At 61.3% G+C, this 18,019-nt stretch carries 18 protein-coding genes; 11 read left to right on the top strand and 7 right to left on the bottom strand.

Annotated features, from left to right (window positions below; genetic code table 11):
• The first annotated feature begins 328 nt into the window (after positions 1 to 328).
• Positions 329 to 2,137: a GGDEF domain-containing protein gene (locus FFS45_RS02090; protein WP_171029540.1), complete on the top strand. Its 1,809-nt coding sequence runs from the start codon at positions 329 to 331 to the stop codon at positions 2,135 to 2,137.
• A gap of 382 nt (positions 2,138 to 2,519) precedes the next feature.
• Positions 2,520 to 3,173, top strand: a complete 654-nt coding sequence (locus FFS45_RS02085; protein ID WP_137952999.1) for an H-NS histone family protein — start codon at positions 2,520 to 2,522, stop codon at positions 3,171 to 3,173.
• A gap of 84 nt (positions 3,174 to 3,257) precedes the next feature.
• On the opposite strand, the gene FFS45_RS02080 is transcribed toward FFS45_RS02085, so the two are convergent.
• The 3 genes from FFS45_RS02080 to FFS45_RS02070 form a co-directional block, all read right to left on the bottom strand.
• On the bottom strand, positions 3,258 to 3,461 hold the full coding sequence (locus tag FFS45_RS02080; protein ID WP_074266324.1) for a cold-shock protein: 204 nt from the start codon (positions 3,459 to 3,461) through the stop codon (positions 3,258 to 3,260).
• 264 nt (positions 3,462 to 3,725) lie between these two features.
• Entirely contained in the window at positions 3,726 to 4,802 is a 1,077-nt protein-coding gene (locus tag FFS45_RS02075; RefSeq protein WP_137952998.1) for a VTT domain-containing protein, read from the bottom strand.
• A 97-nt stretch (positions 4,803 to 4,899) separates the two neighbouring features.
• Entirely contained in the window at positions 4,900 to 6,915 is a 2,016-nt protein-coding gene (locus FFS45_RS02070; RefSeq protein ID WP_137952997.1) for a bifunctional DedA family/phosphatase PAP2 family protein, read from the bottom strand.
• Between the two features lie 514 nt (positions 6,916 to 7,429).
• Between FFS45_RS02070 and FFS45_RS02065 the strand changes: the two genes are divergently transcribed.
• From FFS45_RS02065 to FFS45_RS02050, 4 genes are all read left to right on the top strand, one after another.
• On the top strand, positions 7,430 to 7,729 hold the full coding sequence (locus FFS45_RS02065; protein ID WP_137952996.1) for a hypothetical protein: 300 nt from the start codon (positions 7,430 to 7,432) through the stop codon (positions 7,727 to 7,729).
• A gap of 542 nt (positions 7,730 to 8,271) precedes the next feature.
• A complete protein-coding gene (locus FFS45_RS02060; protein ID WP_137952995.1) occupies positions 8,272 to 9,417 on the top strand; it encodes a porin in 1,146 nt (381 codons plus the stop codon).
• Positions 9,418 to 9,775: 358 nt separating this feature from the next.
• Complete coding sequence (locus FFS45_RS02055) at positions 9,776 to 11,173, top strand: HAMP domain-containing sensor histidine kinase (RefSeq protein WP_137953107.1); 1,398 nt, start codon at positions 9,776 to 9,778, stop codon at positions 11,171 to 11,173.
• 13 nt (positions 11,174 to 11,186) lie between these two features.
• Positions 11,187 to 11,867: a response regulator transcription factor gene (locus FFS45_RS02050; protein ID WP_137952994.1), complete on the top strand. Its 681-nt coding sequence runs from the start codon at positions 11,187 to 11,189 to the stop codon at positions 11,865 to 11,867.
• A gap of 84 nt (positions 11,868 to 11,951) precedes the next feature.
• Here the strand turns inward: FFS45_RS02050 and FFS45_RS02045 are convergent, their stop codons facing one another.
• The 3 genes from FFS45_RS02045 to FFS45_RS02035 form a co-directional block, all read right to left on the bottom strand.
• Positions 11,952 to 12,224, bottom strand: a complete 273-nt coding sequence (locus FFS45_RS02045; protein ID WP_137952993.1) for a hypothetical protein — start codon at positions 12,222 to 12,224, stop codon at positions 11,952 to 11,954.
• 142 nt (positions 12,225 to 12,366) lie between these two features.
• On the bottom strand, positions 12,367 to 12,636 hold the full coding sequence (locus FFS45_RS02040) for a DUF4148 domain-containing protein (RefSeq protein WP_137952992.1): 270 nt from the start codon (positions 12,634 to 12,636) through the stop codon (positions 12,367 to 12,369).
• Positions 12,637 to 12,780: 144 nt separating this feature from the next.
• Entirely contained in the window at positions 12,781 to 13,455 is a 675-nt protein-coding gene (locus tag FFS45_RS02035) for a response regulator transcription factor (protein WP_137952991.1), read from the bottom strand.
• Between the two features lie 273 nt (positions 13,456 to 13,728).
• Between FFS45_RS02035 and FFS45_RS02030 the strand changes: the two genes are divergently transcribed.
• Positions 13,729 to 14,439, top strand: coding sequence for a lysophospholipid acyltransferase family protein (locus FFS45_RS02030; protein ID WP_137952990.1), 711 nt, complete (start codon positions 13,729 to 13,731; stop codon positions 14,437 to 14,439).
• Positions 14,440 to 14,552: 113 nt separating this feature from the next.
• Here FFS45_RS02030 and FFS45_RS02025 read toward each other — a convergent pair whose 3' ends face one another.
• Positions 14,553 to 14,756 carry a cold-shock protein gene (locus FFS45_RS02025; protein ID WP_074266313.1) on the bottom strand — a complete coding sequence of 68 codons (204 nt, stop codon included), beginning with the start codon at positions 14,754 to 14,756 and terminating at the stop codon, positions 14,553 to 14,555.
• A 242-nt stretch (positions 14,757 to 14,998) separates the two neighbouring features.
• Between FFS45_RS02025 and FFS45_RS02020 the strand changes: the two genes are divergently transcribed.
• From FFS45_RS02020 to FFS45_RS02005, 4 genes are all read left to right on the top strand, one after another.
• The gene (locus FFS45_RS02020; RefSeq protein WP_137952989.1) at positions 14,999 to 15,259 is read left to right on the top strand and encodes a DUF6723 family protein; all 261 of its coding nucleotides are present in this window, start codon (positions 14,999 to 15,001) and stop codon (positions 15,257 to 15,259) included.
• Positions 15,260 to 15,406: 147 nt separating this feature from the next.
• Entirely contained in the window at positions 15,407 to 15,997 is a 591-nt protein-coding gene (locus tag FFS45_RS02015; RefSeq protein WP_137952988.1) for a TetR/AcrR family transcriptional regulator, read from the top strand.
• Positions 15,998 to 16,056: 59 nt separating this feature from the next.
• Positions 16,057 to 16,743 carry a type 1 glutamine amidotransferase domain-containing protein gene (locus tag FFS45_RS02010; RefSeq protein ID WP_137952987.1) on the top strand — a complete coding sequence of 229 codons (687 nt, stop codon included), beginning with the start codon at positions 16,057 to 16,059 and terminating at the stop codon, positions 16,741 to 16,743.
• A 145-nt stretch (positions 16,744 to 16,888) separates the two neighbouring features.
• Positions 16,889 to 17,776: a zinc-binding dehydrogenase gene (locus FFS45_RS02005; protein WP_249362544.1), complete on the top strand. Its 888-nt coding sequence runs from the start codon at positions 16,889 to 16,891 to the stop codon at positions 17,774 to 17,776.
• Positions 17,777 to 18,019 lie beyond the last annotated feature (243 nt).

Genomic DNA, 18,019 nt, shown 5'->3' with positions numbered 1-18,019 from the left:
TCCCTTGGGCTTGCGCCTGCCAGACTGATACACGCGTCTAAACGTTTGACTTCTGCGGGGTTCTGCACGTAGCGCGACGGGCTCTGCTCGCCGGATTCGCCCGAATGTCGATACACTGAGCGCATCGAGGCGAACTACACCATCGTCTCGGAGAGCAAGGTTTAAGCCACGCAACGGGCAACAAACGGGTAACGATTGGGTCGTGCTGTGCAAGCCGGCACCAACGAGAAGAATTGAGAGCAAGCGTATGGGGAAGCCGGTCGAAGGGCCAACGGTAGAGTCTCGATCATGTCTGCAGGCAATGCTTTCGCAGCAAATGGCGTCAACGGTGCGCGCTCTGCTGCTTGCGTTCGTGGTGACAATGCTCTCTTGCAGGTTGAGCGGCGCGCTAAAAAGCATGGCGGGGGAAATTGCGGCAATCTGGCTGGCGAACGCGGTATTGCTGGGCCAGATGCTGGTGGCCGCGCCGAGGCAGCGTGACTGGGTGCTCGCCGGTGGCATAGCAGGAAACCTGGCGGCCAATCTGCTGGGCGAAAACCTGGCTGTGTCGCTCTCCTATACGTTCGCCAATACGATCGAAGTGCTGATTGCATTCGCCTTTGCGCCCCGGCTTGACGCAATCGCCGAACTGTTTCGTCCTAAAGCGCTCGTGCGGTTTTTGGCCGGAGGTGTGATCCTCGCGCCGCTCGTCTCAGGAGCGCTTGCCACCACCTTGCTACGCGGCCAGTTGAACGGCCAGCCTCTTCCCAACTTCGCTAACTGGTTCGTCGCGGACGCACTCAGTCTCGCAGTCTTTACGCCCGCTGCGGTGGTGATCTGGAGCGGCGAAGCGTTGAACCTGTTGCGCGCAGACGGTCGCCTGAAAAATATCGGATTGCTCTTGCTGGTGTGTGTTGTGACGACCGGCGTATTCGGGCAAAGCCGATTTCCGTTGCTCTACTGGGCGCTGTTGCCTATCGTGCTGCTGGCGTTTCAGGCCGATATCGCCGGTGTCCTCGTCGGCCTGCTGCTGTGTCTTGCGATTGCCGTCTCGTTCACCATGCGCGGCATTGGACCGCTGTGGATGTTTCCGTACCCGAACATGGGCTCGCGCATTTTTTCGCTGCAACTGTTTTTTCTTGCCGCATTGGGCATTGCGTTGCCGATCAGCGTCACGCAGGTTTCGCGTAGGCGGCTGGTGGGCCTGTTGCGCGAAGGCGAGCGGCGCTATCGGATCCTCGCCGAAAACGCCACGGACATCGTCATGAGCGTGGCGCTTGACGGCCGGCTCACCTATGTTTCGCCGCGCGTAAAGACAGTCATGCTGCGCGACCCCGACGATCTGATCGGCGCGTACTTGCCGGATCTGGTGATGGTGGACGACCGCGATGCGCTGGCCGCTGCCATCGAGAAACTCGCCACGGGCGCAAGCGAGGTTTCGCAAGTCAGCCGCTTCCGCCGCTCGGACGGCCAGGTCCTATGGCTGGAAACCTATCTGAGGCCGGTGATCGATCCGTATTCAGGGCAACCGGAAACGCTGACCGCGACGACTCGCGATATTACCGCTCGCAAAGCCGCCGAGCAGCGTCTTGCAGACGAACGTCTCGAACTGCAGGGACTCGCGTTTCGAGACGGACTGACGGGCCTGTTCAATCGCCGGCACTTCGACCGCGAACTGGAGCTGCAATGGCGTCAACTCGCGGGTGGGGATGGCTTGGGATTTACGGCTGTCGTGATGATCGACGTCGACGCTTACAAGAACTATAACGACCACTACGGTCATCAACACGGCGACGAGTGTCTGCGCACCATTGCGCGGACCATTGCGACATCCGCGCGACGTCCCACGGATATCGTCGCGCGCTACGGCGGCGAAGAGTTCGCGCTGATCCTTAGGGATACCGATCTGCAAGGCGCACATGTGGTGGCCGAACGCATCCGTCGCGCAGTCGAAGCCCTTCATGTACCCCACCTCGCCAGCAATGAAGGCGTGGTTACCGTGAGCCTTGGAGTCGCCGCTCAACAGCCGCGCCAGGGTGGCGACGCACACAGCCTTGTGGCGGCAGCGGACCGCGCGCTCTATCTCGCCAAACGGCGAGGCCGCAATCAGACCTGCGTGGCCGGGAGCGACGATGCAGGACCGGGTCCGCTTGACTGAGGCTTCAGGTCGGCCAGAAACATCTTCATTGCTGCCAGATCCTGCCGCAGCAACGCTTTGGATTCACGCATAGTCAGTTCTATTAATGAAACAATTGCCGGCAAGGGGAGCGGCGTGGCGCCGGGTCAATTGCGTCATCGTCACGCCTGCCTCGACCGGCGCGCGGTATATATGACAGATGCTAACCGGACATTTCGGCTCAATACGAGCTTGAGTCAATTGTGGCGTTGATGGGACTGGAAGCGGGACTAGAAGCGCGACTAAAGGCGGGACTAGAAGCGCTAAAACCCGCTACTTCACGCATTTTCACACGCGAAACCGTAGCGTTCCGCTATGCGCTCATGGCATAGTGCGTCCATTACCCACACATAAGGAGGCGGTAATGGCCACTCTCGAACAGATTCAAGCACGTATGAAGAAACTTCAGGCGCAAGCCGAAGCGTTGCTTGCCAAACGGGCGCAAGCGGCCGTCGACCAGATCCGCGAATTGATGCTCAAGCATGGCTTGACTACTGCCGACATCGAGGCGCGCGCCAAAGCCAAACGTGAGGCGAGAGCCAGTGGACGCCGTGCTGGCAATGGCGCGGCGAAGCATGCCCTGAGTGCCAAAGGCAAGATGCCGCCGAAATATAGGGATCCTGAAACTGGCGCAACGTGGAGCGGTCATGCCCGGCCACCGGCCTGGATCAAAAATGTGAAAGACCGTACCCGCTACCTGATTGACCAGAGCGCTGCGGTTGCGCTGAACGGCAGCGGCGCAAGTACGGCGAGCGCGGCAGCAAAGAAGGTGTCCGCGAAGAAAGCCGCCGCCAGGAAAGCGCCTGCGAAGAACGCCGCGGCCAAACCGGTTGCAGCCAGGAAAGTGACGGCAAAGAAAGTGACGGCAAGGAAAGCGGCTACAAAGCAAGCCGCGACTAAGCATCCCGCCGCAAAGAAGGCGGCAGCGAAGAAAGGGGTGGCTAAGCGCACGGTTGCGAAAAAAGCTTCCGCGGCGAAGCAGGCTGCGAGGAAGGCGGCGCCACGCGCTGCAGCGTGACAGAGACGATTCGTCGCTCCTGAAACGACATTGTTGGCCCGCCAGGGCGGGCCAATGTGGCTACGGAACGAGAGTTCCGGCCTATTACAGCGGCGTGATATTGGCCGCTTGCTTGCCCTTCGGGCCTTGCTTCACTTCAAAGCTGACCTTCTGGTTTTCTTGCAACGATTTGAAGCCGCTTCCCTGGACTTCAGAAAAATGCGCGAACAGGTCTTCACCGCCGCCGTCCGGCGTAATGAAACCAAAGCCCTTTGCATCGTTAAACCACTTTACTGTACCAGTTGCCATTTTCCTGAATTTCCAAAAAAGACTGTGTTGTGTTGGTATCGCTTAGCCGGGATCGGCGAGAGACGACGTCGCTTTTTACCACAGGAAAATGACAATTCACAACCAGGGCCGCTACCGTGCGCCTATAAACGCATTAAAAATGCGTAAAAATCGCGCTAAAACGATGCAGATTGACTGCATGGCTAACTAAATGCAAGGCGCGCAATGGCTAGCGCTGCGGGTTGTGACGCTTGACGTTTAGCGCCGCGGCGCTGCGGCAGTGAATCAATTGCGCTGGTGCTCGGTCTGGGCGGGCTCGGCCTTGCCGGGGGCGCCCCGGCGCGGTGCGACACCGCGCAGCGTGACCGCTTCTGTCTCGTTGCGCAGGCTTTTCACCCGCGCCGCAAGTGTGGCCGCATGCGCCTCGTGGGAGAACGGTTCGAACGCATAGCCGCGGCGTGCCCAGGCATCCAGTCCACCCCTCAGTGCGCGAATCCTCGTAAACCCTCTATGGCGCATATGTTGGGTAATGCGCATGGCCGTCGCCTCATCCTGACATACGCAATACACCACACGGCGCGCAGCCGGCAAAGCCGCTTCGATGTCCGCCGGCGAAGTCGCGTCGAGTGGCTGCGCGCCGGGAATCCGGTACGTCTCGTCCAGCAATGCCGATTCCGGGCGTGCATCCAGAATGACGGGGGGCGACTCGGTACGCAGCATCGCTTCAAGCTGTTGCTGGGTTATCTGAACCTGCTTGAGCCAGCGTTTGAAGCGCCAGCGCTGGATGCAGCGAAACACAAAATAAAGAAACGAAGCGGCCAGCACCAGATCGATCACTGTCGTGCCGTGTGCGCGCACGGCCAGCACCAGCATGCCTAGCTGCTTCTCGAAGACGGCGCCGCCGAGCAGCCAGAAGGTGGCCCATGCTGCCGCACCGAGCATGTCCCAGCCAATAAATATGCGCGGGTCGACCCGTGTCGTGCCCATCAGGGGTGGCGTGGCAATCGCAAGACCGGGAATGAATTTGGACATCGATACAATTGGCGCTCCGAAGCGTTCGAATAGCGAGCGTGTGGTGCGCACGTGCTGGCCGACGGACATCGAAAGCCGCGAGAGGCTGCTAATCAGACGATGGCCATAGAGGCGCCCAGCTGTGAACCAGACGCCGTCGCCGATCAGCGCGCCCAACACGGCCAATGGCATCACGTACCAGAACGACAGGGCGCCGCTGGCGATCGCGGAGCCGGCAAACAGCAGAACGGGTACAGCGGGAATAGGGACGCCAAGCCGGGTTAGAAGAACGTTTAGAAAGACGACGCCGCCACCCCAGGTCGAAATCTCCGATTGCGGAAACTCTATCAATTGCGGTGCTCCCCAGGTCACGCTAACGGCCGCCGCGGCCGGCTGCGTGGAGTATTGAACCTGTGTCAGGAGAATCCTGGCAAGGCTCGCTACGGTTTCATTTCAGGTTCGAATCGATCAGCGTCACGCGCACGCCTTCGCATCCGCTAATGCTCGATACTTCCAGTTCGCGCCATGCACTCGCTTGTCCCTGCACCGAAATCAGCGGATCGACTTGCCTGTCCGGACGCAACACATTGAACGGCCATGAAGGGCGGCGCAAGCGCTCATGCACCAGCGAGCCGAGCCAGATCGGCGTGGCGGGCGCGTCGCTTTTGCGTTGCACCGCATAGTCGGTCGGCCAGAAACGCAGCACGTCGCGTTCGTCGCGCGCATCGCGAGCACGCGTGAACACCATAGCGGACGGTTGGCCGTTGTCGAGCTTCGGCAAAACCGGCAGCGCGGTGGCAGCGGGATCCGGCGCCACCAGATACAGCAATGAGCGTACCGACAACTGGGTGCCCTCAGTCCAGCCCCGGCTGTTTAGCTGGCTTTCGATCTGCTCGCGGTTCGCGGCCCATTGCACCGTGATCGGCTCACGCCGCTCGCCGGTCATATCGGACCGGTAGCAGGCAAAGGTTTTCCAGAGCGTGTCCGTCCATTGCGCTTTGCTAACCACGTGCAGTGGGTGAACTGGTGCGTTCGACGAGGCGCTGGCCGGCCGCAGTACCGCAATCTGCGGTGTCGCGCTGGCGCAGATTACGGCCAGCATCACGAGCGGCATGAACTTGCGCGGCGCGGGCGTCTTGGGGTTGCGCCATACGGCGGTCAGGGCGACGACTGCGACCCAGATGGCCGCGAACGCCGCGCCGCCAACGGCATCCGAAAACGAAAAGCGCCCGAAGTAAAGCCCGGCGAACGCCACAGCCACGACGATCGCGGTGCCGATGGTCGTCACCAGAACACCCTCTACCTTGCCGACGCGCCGCGCCAGCAGGAACGCCAGGAAGCCGTAGACAATCGCGCTTGCCGCCACGTGATTGCTGGGAAACGCGTAGACGTCGGGACCCGCGTAGCCGGGTGGCGCGCGTCGTATGGTCAGCTGAATGGCGAAAATCAGCAGCTGCGAGAAGGCGACGGCGGCGAGCCAGTAGGCCACGGCGAGCCAGCGCCGCTCATACGCCATCCAGACAATCACGGTGATCACGACAGCGGCCAGCGTCGGGACGCTGCCCAAGGTCGCGAGGCCCGAGATGACGGTGTCGGCCCAGGGGGAGTGGATCGATTGCAGGAAGCGGTAGACGGACATGTCGACCTGTACCAGCGGGTCGCCGTTGGCGACGCCCTGAAACACGCCGAAGAAGATCGCTGCGAATAGCAGCACCAGCACCGAGATCGCGGCGACGATGCCCATTGCCGGCCGCTCGGGATCCAGCACCAGCAGCAGGATGGCCGCGGCCTGTCCCTTGCGGCCGCAGGCCCAGGCGAAGAGTTTGCGGCGCGAGGCAACGGTCCATGCATGGGCGCGCGAAAGAACCACCTGCATCGCCCGAAAACTGAGCCAGCCAAGCGCAGCCAGAATCGCGATGACCGCGACCAGACGAAACGAAACCGCGCCCGCCAGTTGCAGCGACGCGCCGAACACGACGCCCGGAAGAATATGCGCAGGCGCCCACAGCAGCGCGGACAAAACGTTCATCGCGTAGAAGCGCACCGGCGTCATGCCGAGCATTCCGGCGACAACCGGCACGATGGCGCGCACCGGTGCAATGAAGCGGGCAAACACGACACTGCGCGCGCCGTGCTGAGCGAAGTAGCGCTTTCCGGTCTCGAGAATCTGAGGATGGGTGGAGAACGGCCAAAGCTGGACGAGCGTGTTGCGATAGCGGCGGCCCAGCCAGTAACTGAGGCCGTCGCCGCCGATGGCGCCCGCGAGCGCGCAGGCAAATAGCCAGCCGAGGTTGAGCGAGCCGGTGCCGACCAGCGCGCCCGCCAGAAACATGGCCGTGCTGCCCGGGATAAACGTGCCGATCACGGCAACCGACTCCAGGAAGGCGGCCAGGAACACCACTGCCAGCGTCCATCCCGCATGGCCGCCGAGCAGGTGCAACAGGTGAAGATATGCGTGCTCCATCTACCTCTCCGGCGGTTCGGCGCGATTGGGGTGAGGCGCGCGAGCGGGATCGCGCGCCATGTCGAAATATAACCTCAGCGGCGCTGTGCCGTGCCCACGCCCGCAGCCGCCGGGCGGCCGTGAGGCGCCGCCGCGGCAGGCTTCCGGCCCGTGGCGGCGCCCCGCTGCAGGCCTCGTCGGCGCGGCGTTGACGTCCTGCGAACTTGACCTATAACGGAGGTGCGGCACGGTCAACGTCTGCGCCGGGACCGGGCACAGACGGTTCAGAGCAATTTTTGTGCACCGCACCGCACGGGTCTTTCCTGCAACTTCCGGCAATGAGGATGAGCCAGTGGAGTCGTTACTTAGGTAGCGCGACGGGAGCATGCTCCGGTGGACCATGCCGGTCCATCCTGCTTCCGGGGCGCGCAGTTGGGTTGACAGGCAAAGCATAGGGGAGCCGACCTTCATTCAGATTGGCGTACTGCCGGGCAACGGACTCAGGCAATGGGTACCCGATGCAAGGAGTGTCGAGATGAAATTACTTTTCGTGGTGCCGTTGGCGGGAGCGGGGCTGATTCTGGCAACTGCTCTCGCAAACGGGCAAGACGTCCAGACGAACATGCAAGCGCGCGGCCGCGCAATTCTCGAGCAGAACGCAAACGAGTCCGCGCAGGACGCGACTGACATGTCGTATAGCGAAACCGGGCAAGCCGGCAATCTGCCGGCGCGCGTCAACAATGTCTCGTATGGTGGCACGGCCGATTTCACGGGCGAGTCGGGCGGCCCCCGTTGTGTCACGGGGCCGCAGTGCAGCATTTTTCGCGGCCGCTGACGAGCCGCAGGCTCGATGGGGGCAAAACCGGGAACAAACAGACGGTGCAGTGCCAGGTCTGGCGCTGCACCGCGACGCGCTTCTGACCGCGGGGTGAAAACTTGAGGGGACGCTAAAACCCCGGGATAGATGGCGAATTCAGAAGGAATGCTGAATGCTCATAAGAGCACCCGGCTGGATATGGCCGTACAGAGGGTCATCATCGCCGCCGGAAGTGCCGCCGCCGGAGCCTTTGTAATTCTCCTCAAGACCGAAGCTGTCGTTCCTTTACGACACTTATCAAGCGCTAAATCAGACATTTTTTTCCAAAACGAAACACGAGCCCCCGTCGCTAAAGGCGATTGCGGCTCCGCGTTTCGTACTTGCACTTGTTGAAAGACTGAGTTTCGTCTGTACCGCTCTCGTAAGAGAGGGTTGCTCCTTAAACTCCGCTTGCACTTTTATTTCGCCGCCGCACACATAGCGGCGCGTCGCCGAAGAGCGCAGAAGTGCACAGACGGAAACGGCAAATCCCTCCACTTTACTCATCAGGTACAAGGCAAATGACGAAAACGTGTTTGGCCGGACTGTTGTCCGCAGTCGCGCTGTGCAATGTCGCGCATGCTCAGAACAGTGTCACGCTCTACGGCATTATCGACGAGGGCCTGGACTTTACCACCAACGCAGGCGGCAACCGGAGCTACCAGATGGTGAGCGGCGACACAGCCGGCAGCCGCTTCGGCCTGAAAGGCAGTGAAGATCTGGGCGGCGGCATGAAGGCTATCTTCCAGCTGGAAAACGGCTTTAACACCAACACCGGGGCGATGGGCCAGGGCGATCTGCTGTTCGGCCGCCAGGCGTATGTCGGTTTGTCGTCGGCGCAGTACGGCACATTCACGATGGGGCGCCAGTACGATCCGACCATCGACATGTGGAGCGGCTACACCGCGGCAGGCAACTGGGAAGGCGATCTCGGCTCGCACCCGTATGACAACGACAACGCGGACTGGGACTACCGCATCCAGAACTCGGTCAAGTACGTTTCGCCGACGGTGGCAGGCTTCACGGGCGAAGCCATGTACGGCTTTAGTAACGAGGCCGGTGGCTTCGCGGATAACCGCATGTACAGCGCGGCGCTCCAGTATCAGATGGGCCCGCTTTCCGCGGCCCTGGCGTATATGAGGACCAACAACGGCGGTGCCACAAGCGGTGGTGCAGCGCCGAGCGCGACCGTAGTGTTTATCGGCACTTCGCAACAGAACATCGACGCGGGCGTGTCGTACAAGTTCGCGGACAAGGCGATCGTCTCGCTGGCGTATTCGCACGTCGACATCTATAACCCGACGTACAACGCCTATTTCACTACGCAGCCGGCGGCCGGCACGCAAGACTCATGGAAGTTCGATAACTTCGAAATCAACGGCCAGTACTTCTTTGCGCATGATTTCTGGCTTGGCGCCGCCTATACGTTTACGCGTGCCCACGTTTCCACGGTGACGGGCAGCTCGGATCCAAACTGGAACCAGCTGTCGCTCATGCTCGACTACGACCTGAGCGCTCGCACCTCGGTTTACGTGCAAGGAGCCTACCAGCACGCGGACGGCAAGACCGGCCAGGACTTCGACTATGCGAACATCATGGGTGCGCCGAGCCAGTCGTCGAGCTGCAATCAGATGGTGTATCGCATCGCGATGATGCACCGCTTCTAAAGCCAACGCGCTTTAGCTTCAGCACCGGAAAACACGGGCCGCATTGCGGCCCGTGTTTTTTTACTATTGCGTGTTTTAGCGGTTATTCTGATTCGATTCGCTTGCTTTGTTTCCGTTCAATAGGACTCAGAAGGCTCGCTGTAAAGAACATGTCTTGGTGTTTCATCCAATGCACATCAAAGTGACGGGTTTTTCATCTTTGTGCCGCCCGGTATTTATTCACGCAGGGCTATGATGCCGAAACCAAGCCGATCAGGCTCACGTTCTTAACGCATCAACAAGCGAGGAGCCGATGACGGTGTCCGCTCTGGAATTTGGCAAGGTACGGGGAACGACGATCTCCACCGACACCCAGCATATGCCTTCAACGCCCCGTTCGGACCAGCGCTGGCATACGACAACCTTTAGATGGCTCTCCGCTTACGCCGCGATCTTTTCGCTGTGTTTCATGGCCTTGCTGGGTTTTCTCGAGTATTCGGTGGGCGCGGCAATGGAGCGCGAGGCCGACAGCGGGATTCGCTGGCAGATGCGCTATTTCGATTCGAAAAGCGACGATCAGGTCGCTCTCGTGATTGGCCGCAGGCTCGAACACGAGAATGGGCACTCGAATTACTACGGCCTGTTTGCGCCAGACGGACATCGTCTCGCAGGAGATATCGTCGCCATGCCGCCTGGTCTGAAGCTGGATCAGGCGGGCGAATCGCATAGTGCGTCGACTGGCCGCACGCTTGTGCTGGCGGACAACCCTTCGATGCCCACGGTACGGGTGATGGGGGAGACGCGCGACAACGGCGTCAAGCTCGTGATCGGCCGCAGCCTCGCCGACGTGCGGCACGTGCGCGAGGAATTGACCAAGGCGCTGATCGGCGGCGGCTTGCTATGCCTCGTTCTCAGTCTTGCTACCGGCTTGTTGCTCAGTCTGCACCAGATGCGCCGTGTCACGGCCATGCGGCGCGTGACGACGCGCATCGCCAACGGCGATCTTGCACAACGCTTGCCGACCGGCGGCCGCGACGAACTGGACATGCTGTGCCACCTCGTCAATCACATGCTCGACGAAGTGGAGCGTTTGATGAACGAGGTCAAGGGTGCGTGCGACGGCATTGCACACGATCTGCGCACACCGCTGGTACGCATGCGCCTGCAACTGGCGAATCTTGCCGAACGCGTGCGCATGGGCGGCGATGAACCCGCTAACGCACTGCTTGCCAATGCACGGGCGGAAGCCGATTCGATTCTCGAACGCTTCGGCGCGATGCTGCGCATTTCGGAAATCGGCGCATTGCAGCGGCGCAGCGGCTTCGATGAGGTGGCCTTGCAGACGCTCGTCGACGAACTGTGTGACCTGTATCAGCCGCTTGCCGAGGAGAGAGCGATCGTATTGGCGTCGCGCATCGAAGCGGTCGAACCGGTTCATGCGGACCGCGCCTTGCTGTTCGAGGCATTCAGCAACCTGCTCGACAATGCGATCAAGTTTGCCCCGCAAGGCGGCGATGTCAGCGTCGAGCTGCATGCAGGGCGGGCCGGGCCGCAACTGGTGATCGCCGATAACGGACCGGGCATTCCGGTCAGCGAGCGCAACGCGGTCCTCAACCGCTTCTATCGCGTCGAACAGACGCGCGATGTGCCGGGCACTGGCCTCGGACTGGGTATTGTCTCGGCCGTCATCCGGCTGCACGACTTCGAGCTGCATATTGGCGGCGAAGATCGCGGCACGACCATCACCATCGATTGCTGGCCACACAACCTGCAGTAGGTCATAGGCTTAGATGAGAATCCTGCTGGTTTCGTCCTCCGAGGCGGAGACGGTTTACCTACACAAGGCGTTTAGGGAAAGCGCGCACAGCGTGCATGCAGCGGACAACCTGCGCTATGCCCTTTACCTTGCGGCGCACGAAGAATTCGATGCGATCGTGATTTCCGCCGTGGGCATCGTCCTGATGACCGCGCTCTTTGACGCCTTGCCCGAACTGGCCCGCTTGCCGCGTGCGCCCGCGGTGATCGTGGCGCTCGTCAACGGTACCTCGCAGGATCGCGCGCGCGTGCTGCGCGCCGGCGCGGATGCCTGCTTTGTACAACCGTATTCGTTTCTCGAGATGCAGGAGCGCCTGCTGGCGTTGCATCGTGCGTCGCTGGCACGCTCTGCGCAACCGTCGGCCCATGTGCTTTCGCTGCGACTGGACCCGCTAACGCGCGATCTGGTTGAAGACGGCAGGCGCGCATTGATGACCAAGCGCGAGTATCTGCTGATTGAGTGTTTGTTGCGCCAGGCGAATGCGCCTGTGGCGAGAGATCAGTTGATCCGCTATGCGTGGCCGGACAAGGAGGATGTCGACCCCTCCAGTGTCAACCTGGTGGTGTCGCGCCTGCGGCGCAAGCTGGAGACACATGGCTTCAGGGCGAGAGTGGAAACCATTAGCCGCTACGGCTATCAGTTGGCCTCGCGCTAAGCGGCGCGGCCTCGCCTTGCGATTGCCCACCCGCATGCGAAGCGGGCACGAACGCCAGGCGAGGCGGATTATGCAGGTACCGTTTCAATGATGCGCATATAGCGTGCTGTCCAGATAGGAGAGCTGACCATCCCGCTCTGCTTTCACCAGACTCCTGTACACCTGCGCGCGGCTCCTGGCGGCGACTGGCTGGCCATAGGGCGCGACCCACTGTCCGGATGCGTCGGTGCTCGAGGCAGTGGTGAAGCTGGGGTTGGCGGATCCCGGCTGCGGGTTGTTCGATCCGGTAGCGGTCTGGGCAAATGCGCTGGTGCTAGCCGCAAGGCTGATGAGTGCTGCCAGCATGACGATCTTCATGATGGACTCCTCGGTAGCGAAAACTGGGGTGGGCGGCCCGCGCCGCGGGACGCCGCCGATGGGGGCGAGCAGGCTAGAGAGCAATTCAGCAGCCCGCCTCGCGCGACCCATGAGATTCGACGACGCGTGTTCCGCGAAGCGCTTAAGGATGCGCGTACACGACGCTGTTCAGGTAATTGAGCTGGCCGTCCTTTTCTGCCTGGACGAGTTCGCCGTAGACCTGGGCGCGGGTTTTCGGGGCGATGGCCTGTCCATACGGCGGCACCCACGCGCCGTCTTGCGGCGTGGCGTTCGACATGGCGACGGTAGTCGACGTGTCGTTAGCCGTAGCGGCCGTGGCCGGGTTGCTTTGCGCAAAGGCCGTGCCGGTTGCGAGAATGCCAAGCAATGCGGCGATGTGAATGACTTTCATGATTGCTCCTTCATGCGAACGATGGGTTGGGACCTGGGTTGTACCGCTTGACGCGATGCGCGTCTCGGTAAGAAGCAGAATAGAGAGGTAGGCCTATCGCAACGCGAGCATGAAGGTGAAGAGATTTTTAATCTGATGCAACGCCTAGCCAAGAATGTAGCCGGATCCCCTGACGGTGCGGATCTGTGGATACTCTCCGGCCGCGCTGACTTTCTTGCGCAGGCGTCCTACGTGAACGTCGATGAGGTTGGTGCCCGGATCGAAGCGGCAGCCCCAAACGCCTTCGAAAATCATCGTGCGTGTGAGCACCTGACCCGGATGACGCATCATGTATTCGAGCAGCTTGAGTTCGGTTGGCTGAAGCTCGAGGGCCTCGCCGTGATGAGTGGCTTTGCGCTTGAGCAGATCCAGCTCGAGTTCGCCGACCCGCAGGCGGGTTTCGGCATGGGGCGCCGGCGCCTTGCGTCTTAGCAGCACTTCGGCGCGCGCGACCATCTCTTCGCGTGCAAACGGTTTGGTCAGATAGTCGTCACCGCCTGCCCTCAAGCCGCGCACACGTTCATCGACATTCGACATGGAACTGACCAGCAGCACGGGCGTGTCGATGCCCACATCGCGCATGGCGGCGAGGATCGTCAAACCGTCCAGATCCGGAAGTGTGCGGTCCAGCGTGACGAGGTCGTAGGGAAACGCCATGATTCTGGCGATGCCGTCGCGTCCGCAACGCGCGACGTCGACCTCATAGCCGGATCCGGAGAGCGAACTCAGGATCTCCTGGATCATCAATTCGTCGTCTTCTACAGAAAGAACTTTGGGCATGGTTCATACGCGCAAGTAGCAGGGGCGTGAGTCGAACCGGCACGCATCGCGCTGGTCACCTCCAGCGCGGACGATTGAGTGGCTCACCTCGCTATCATCGCTGCGTGCTTGTAACCTGGCGTCGCCAGGCGGATTAAGTGTTTTTAATCGTTTTGCAACGAGCGAGCGGGCTTAGGCGCAATGCTGGTAGCGCCGCGCGTGAGACGGTACAGTGTGAGGTGAGGGCGGCGACGTACTCGCTCGCGGCTTCATTGTTTATTCACTCGGCTCTTCATGTATTCCAAGTTCATCAAATGGCTTTTCATTGTCTGCCTGCTCGGCAGCGGTACGGTCTATTCGGCGCTGATCCTGCTGCTGTTCCCTTTTGCCGGCCGCTCCGGGCGCTACTGGCTGGCGGCGCAATGGTGTCGTGCAATGGTTGCATGGATGCGCTGGCTGCCCGGCGTCACCTGTTCGGTTGAAGGGCTCGAGCATCTTCCGCCTGGGCCGTCCATCCTGTTGTGCCGCCACGAATCGACGTGGGAAACACTCGCATTTCTCGCGCTGTTTCCACGGCGTGTCAGTTTCGTGTTCAAGGAGGATCTGCTGCGCATTCCGTTCTTCGGCTGGGTGCTGCGCGGCCTCGATATGGTCAGCCTGAACCGGGGTTCACCGCGCCAGGCGCATCAGGCGGTCACGCAGGACTGTGCCGAGCGGCTCGCCAAGGGCGATGTGGTCGTGATCTTTCCGGAGGGCACTCGTGTGCCGCACGACGCGCCGCTGCGGCTGACATCGGGCGGTGTTCGTCTCGCTTGCGCGACCGGCGCGCCGGTCGTTCCGGTGGTGCACAACGCCGGCAAAGTCTGGCCGGCGAAGGGATGGCCGGTCAGCAAGGGGCATATTCGGGTTGTCGTCGGCCCGGAGTTTTCGTCTCGCGACGTCTCGCAGCAGGAGCTGAGCCACGCCGTGCACGACTGGATGAAAACGGCATTGCTGGAGCTTTGAGCCGCGCGCAGCGTTGCTGGGCATGGCCGTTTCAGGCCTGCAAAAGCACATAAAAGCAAATGGCCCGCCGAGGCGGGCCATTTGCAGCAAGGGGGAACGGTTGTTCCGGCCTGTTACAGCGGCGTGATGTTTGCCGCTTGCTTACCCTTCGGGCCCTGCTTCACTTCGAAGCTGACCTTCTGGTTTTCTTGCAGCGACTTGAAGCCGCTTCCCTGGACTTCAGAGAAATGCGCGAACAGGTCTTCACCGCCGCCATCAGGCGTAATGAAACCAAAACCCTTTGCATCATTGAACCACTTCACAATACCGGTTGCCATTTTTCAATCCATTCAATTTAAATGTCGCGTCCGCGTTTGCCGCGTCTTCGCCCCGCGACCGACCGCGAAGAATGCCTTTGTACCACGCTGATAACAAACCTGCCAATCACCATGTCTCAGTATCGCGTTCTAATTGATCAAATAATGGGTAAATTACGTTGTGAAAATGTAATGTATTGCGGGGGGAAAGCACCTGCTGCCTGGGGGCGCGGTGCAGGGAAACGTACTGATTGGTTAACCGTATGAGCCAATCCGCATTCATTCCAAGCGTCCCGGCGCAATCGGAGAGCGACTTCAAGGTGACGGCGTCGTCGCGCCTCGCCGGCTATCGGCGTTTTTTCGGGGTGTTGAGCGTGGTTCGCAAGACCGACGGCAAGTTGTTGTTTCCGTTCGACGGTGCGCCTGAACTCGGACCCTATCCGACCAAAGTCGAGGCGCTGGCCGCTGCGCAGGTGTACGGCGAGCATATCGTCGCCGCTGATCTGGCCAATCCGGAGCTATAGCAACGGGTTCGTTGCGGCGCGCACGACGGGCGGTGTTGCGCCAAACCAACCACCGGGCGCAGTCGCATCCTTCTCCATACAAGCGATAAGGCCTCTCGGGCCGTTTACTAGACGACTGGTCTACTTTGCTGGAGAATGAGCGCCACCATGAGATCCAGCCACCCGCAAGTCCGCCGCCACATCCTCGATTCCGGCAGGGCATTGATTACTCATCGAGGCTTCGTCGCAGTCGGTCTCAACGAAATCCTCAAGACGGCCGATGTTCCAAAGGGCTCGTTCTATCACTACTTCGGTTCGAAAGAGCAGTACGGCCGCGAGTTGCTGGAGCAATACGTCACTGATTATGCGCAGCGCCTCGATCAACTGTTCGGGGGCGGCGAGGTCAACGCGCGCGACAAGCTGCTGCTCTACTGGAGCGAGTGGCAACGCGAGCAGCTGGAGGCCGACTGTCCGGACAAATGTCTGGTGGTGAAGCTCAGCGCCGAAGTGGCCGACCTCTCCGATGACATGCGTGTCGTATTGCGCGACGGCGTGCAGCGGCTGATCGAGCGGATTGCGGCGCTGATCGAGGAGGGGGGCAGGGACGGCTCGCTCTCGCCCGCACTCGACGCGCGCGAGCTTGCCCAGACGCTGTATCAGTTGTGGCTCGGCGCTGCTCTCGTGACGAAGCTGCGTAGAGATGGGGGCGCACTTGCGCATGCCATGTCGGTCACCCAGAACATGTTGCGCAGTGCATGACACGGCCGCGCGTTGCGCGGTTCCTTTGAGCAACAGTCATACGTTAAAGGAAGATGGACATGAACATCCTGATGGTTCTCACGTCCCACGACCGCCTTGGCAACACAGGCAGGGCGACCGGTTTCTGGCTGGAAGAGTTCGCGGCGCCTTACTACACGTTCAAGGATGCGGGCGTCACGCTTACGCTCGTCTCGCCCGCGGGCGGACAGCCGCCGCTCGATCCGAAGAGCGATGAGCCGGATGCGCAAACGCCGGCCACCGAACGCTTTAGGGCCGACAAGGACGCGCAAGCGGCACTGGCTCATACGAAACGGCTTGCCGAAGTGCGCGCAGCCGATTACGACGCCGTGTTCTATCCGGGCGGCCACGGCCCGCTGTGGGACCTTGCCGAGAGCGCGGATTCGATCGCGCTGATCCAGGCGTTCGACCAGGCTAACAAGCCAGTCGGCCTGGTCTGCCATGCGCCAGGCGCGCTGCGTCACGTCAAGGCAAAGGACGGTAGTCCGCTCGTGAAGGGCAAAGAGGTCACGGGCTTCGCGAATAGCGAGGAAGCCGCGGTGCAGTTGACCGACGTGGTGCCGTTTCTTGTCGAGGACGAATTCAAGCGTCTTGGTGCTCATTACACCAAAGGCGCGGACTGGCAGCGCCATGTGGTTGTGGATGGCCTGCTGGTGACGGGGCAAAATCCGGCGTCATCCGAAGGCGTGGCCGAGGCGTTGCTCGGCTTGCTCGAAGAGAAGCGCTAAGGCTTCACGGCCGTGCTGGTGTCATCCCTTAACTCCTTCCCCGCAGAGGTTCAATTTGCGTAGCGCTATTCATACAACATTCGGCAATCCATCTGAAGTCCTAACTGTTGGCGAACGGCCGACACCGGAACCCGGTGCCGGACAGGTGCGCATCAAGGCCACGCTCGCGCCGATTCACAACCACGACTTGTGGACGATCCGCGGGCACTATGGCTACAAGCCGCCGTTGCCTGCGGTGGCCGGCAGCGAGGTGGCGGGTGTGATCGATGCGGTGGGTGAAGGTGTCGCGCACGTGCGAGTCGGCCAGCGCGTGGCTGTCGCGGGCGTGCACGAGGCGTGGGCCGAGTACGTGCTCGCGCCTGCCGGTGCTGTGGTGCCGCTGCCCGATAGCGTGAGCGACGAAACCGGCTGCCAGCTGATTGCCATGCCGCTGAGCGCGGTGATGCTGCTGGAGTATCTCCATCTCCAGCCGGGCCAATGGTTCGTGCAGAACACGGCGAACGGGGCGGTGGGTAAAACGCTCGCAATGCTGGCTGCCGCGCGTGGCATCCATGTCGTCAATGTGGTGCGCCGCGATGCGGGTGTGGCGGAATTGGCCGAGGTGGGGATCGGCAATGCGGTATCGACGGAAAGCGCGGGCTGGAAAGACCGGGTGCGTGCGCTGCACGGCGACGCGCCGCTCGCTGCGGCTGTCGATTCCGTGGGCGGCGATGCGAGCGGAGAGTTGTTCAGCTTGCTGGGCGAAGGCGGCACGCTGGTTTCGTTCGGCGCGATGTCGGGGGAGCTGATGCGGCTGAGCTCCGGCGATGCCATCTTCAAGCAGGCCACCGTCAAAGGCTTCTGGGCGAAGAAGGTCTCGGAGGACACTTCGAGTGCCGACAAGGCGCGCATGTTCGGCGACCTGCTGCGTCTTGCCGCCAGTGGCGAGCTGCGTTTGCCGGTTGAAGCCATCTTCGATCTGAACGATGTCGCACAGGCCGCTGCCGCCAGCGACAAGCCCGGCCGCAAGGGCAAGGTGTTGCTGCGCTTCTGATCCGAGTGTTGAACTGCCGCGTCGCGTCGCCCCGTTCTATCTCCGGGGCGGTGCACGCGGCGCCTCGTTGTAATCATCTGACAATAACAAGCTGTTCTGATTGAATCCAGCGTCATCCTCGCGGGCGACGCGCACGCTTACGCTTTCTTACCGGCGCGCCATTCGCGATGCGCCAGCACCTCAATTTCCGCACCCCCTTGCCGTTAACTGACTCACGTAGTGGGATTCAGCATGGCTCTCACG

Origin of the sequence: Burkholderia sp. 4M9327F10, from assembly GCF_005503145.1 — a bacterium.
Taxonomy (GTDB): domain Bacteria; phylum Pseudomonadota; class Gammaproteobacteria; order Burkholderiales; family Burkholderiaceae; genus Paraburkholderia.
This window is presented reverse-complemented; position numbering and strand designations above follow the sequence as displayed.

Bases quoted from the DNA above. Each gene is read 5' to 3' on its own strand.
- FFS45_RS02085 (WP_137952999.1), top strand. From the start codon at position 2,520: ATGGCCACTCTCGAACAGATTCAAGCACGTATGAAGAAACTTCAGGCG.
- FFS45_RS02080 (WP_074266324.1), bottom strand. From the start codon at position 3,461: ATGGCAACTGGTACAGTAAAGTGGTTTAACGATGCAAAGGGCTTTGGT.
- FFS45_RS02070 (WP_137952997.1), bottom strand. From the start codon at position 6,915: ATGGAGCACGCATATCTTCACCTGTTGCACCTGCTCGGCGGCCATGCG.
- FFS45_RS02065 (WP_137952996.1), top strand. From the start codon at position 7,430: ATGAAATTACTTTTCGTGGTGCCGTTGGCGGGAGCGGGGCTGATTCTG.
- FFS45_RS02060 (WP_137952995.1), top strand. From the start codon at position 8,272: ATGACGAAAACGTGTTTGGCCGGACTGTTGTCCGCAGTCGCGCTGTGC.
- FFS45_RS02055 (WP_137953107.1), top strand. From the start codon at position 9,776: ATGCCTTCAACGCCCCGTTCGGACCAGCGCTGGCATACGACAACCTTT.
- FFS45_RS02050 (WP_137952994.1), top strand. From the start codon at position 11,187: ATGAGAATCCTGCTGGTTTCGTCCTCCGAGGCGGAGACGGTTTACCTA.
- FFS45_RS02045 (WP_137952993.1), bottom strand. From the start codon at position 12,224: ATGAAGATCGTCATGCTGGCAGCACTCATCAGCCTTGCGGCTAGCACC.
- FFS45_RS02040 (WP_137952992.1), bottom strand. From the start codon at position 12,636: ATGAAAGTCATTCACATCGCCGCATTGCTTGGCATTCTCGCAACCGGC.
- FFS45_RS02035 (WP_137952991.1), bottom strand. From the start codon at position 13,455: ATGCCCAAAGTTCTTTCTGTAGAAGACGACGAATTGATGATCCAGGAG.
- FFS45_RS02030 (WP_137952990.1), top strand. From the start codon at position 13,729: ATGTATTCCAAGTTCATCAAATGGCTTTTCATTGTCTGCCTGCTCGGC.
- FFS45_RS02025 (WP_074266313.1), bottom strand. From the start codon at position 14,756: ATGGCAACCGGTATTGTGAAGTGGTTCAATGATGCAAAGGGTTTTGGT.
- FFS45_RS02020 (WP_137952989.1), top strand. From the start codon at position 14,999: ATGAGCCAATCCGCATTCATTCCAAGCGTCCCGGCGCAATCGGAGAGC.
- FFS45_RS02015 (WP_137952988.1), top strand. From the start codon at position 15,407: ATGAGATCCAGCCACCCGCAAGTCCGCCGCCACATCCTCGATTCCGGC.
- FFS45_RS02010 (WP_137952987.1), top strand. From the start codon at position 16,057: ATGAACATCCTGATGGTTCTCACGTCCCACGACCGCCTTGGCAACACA.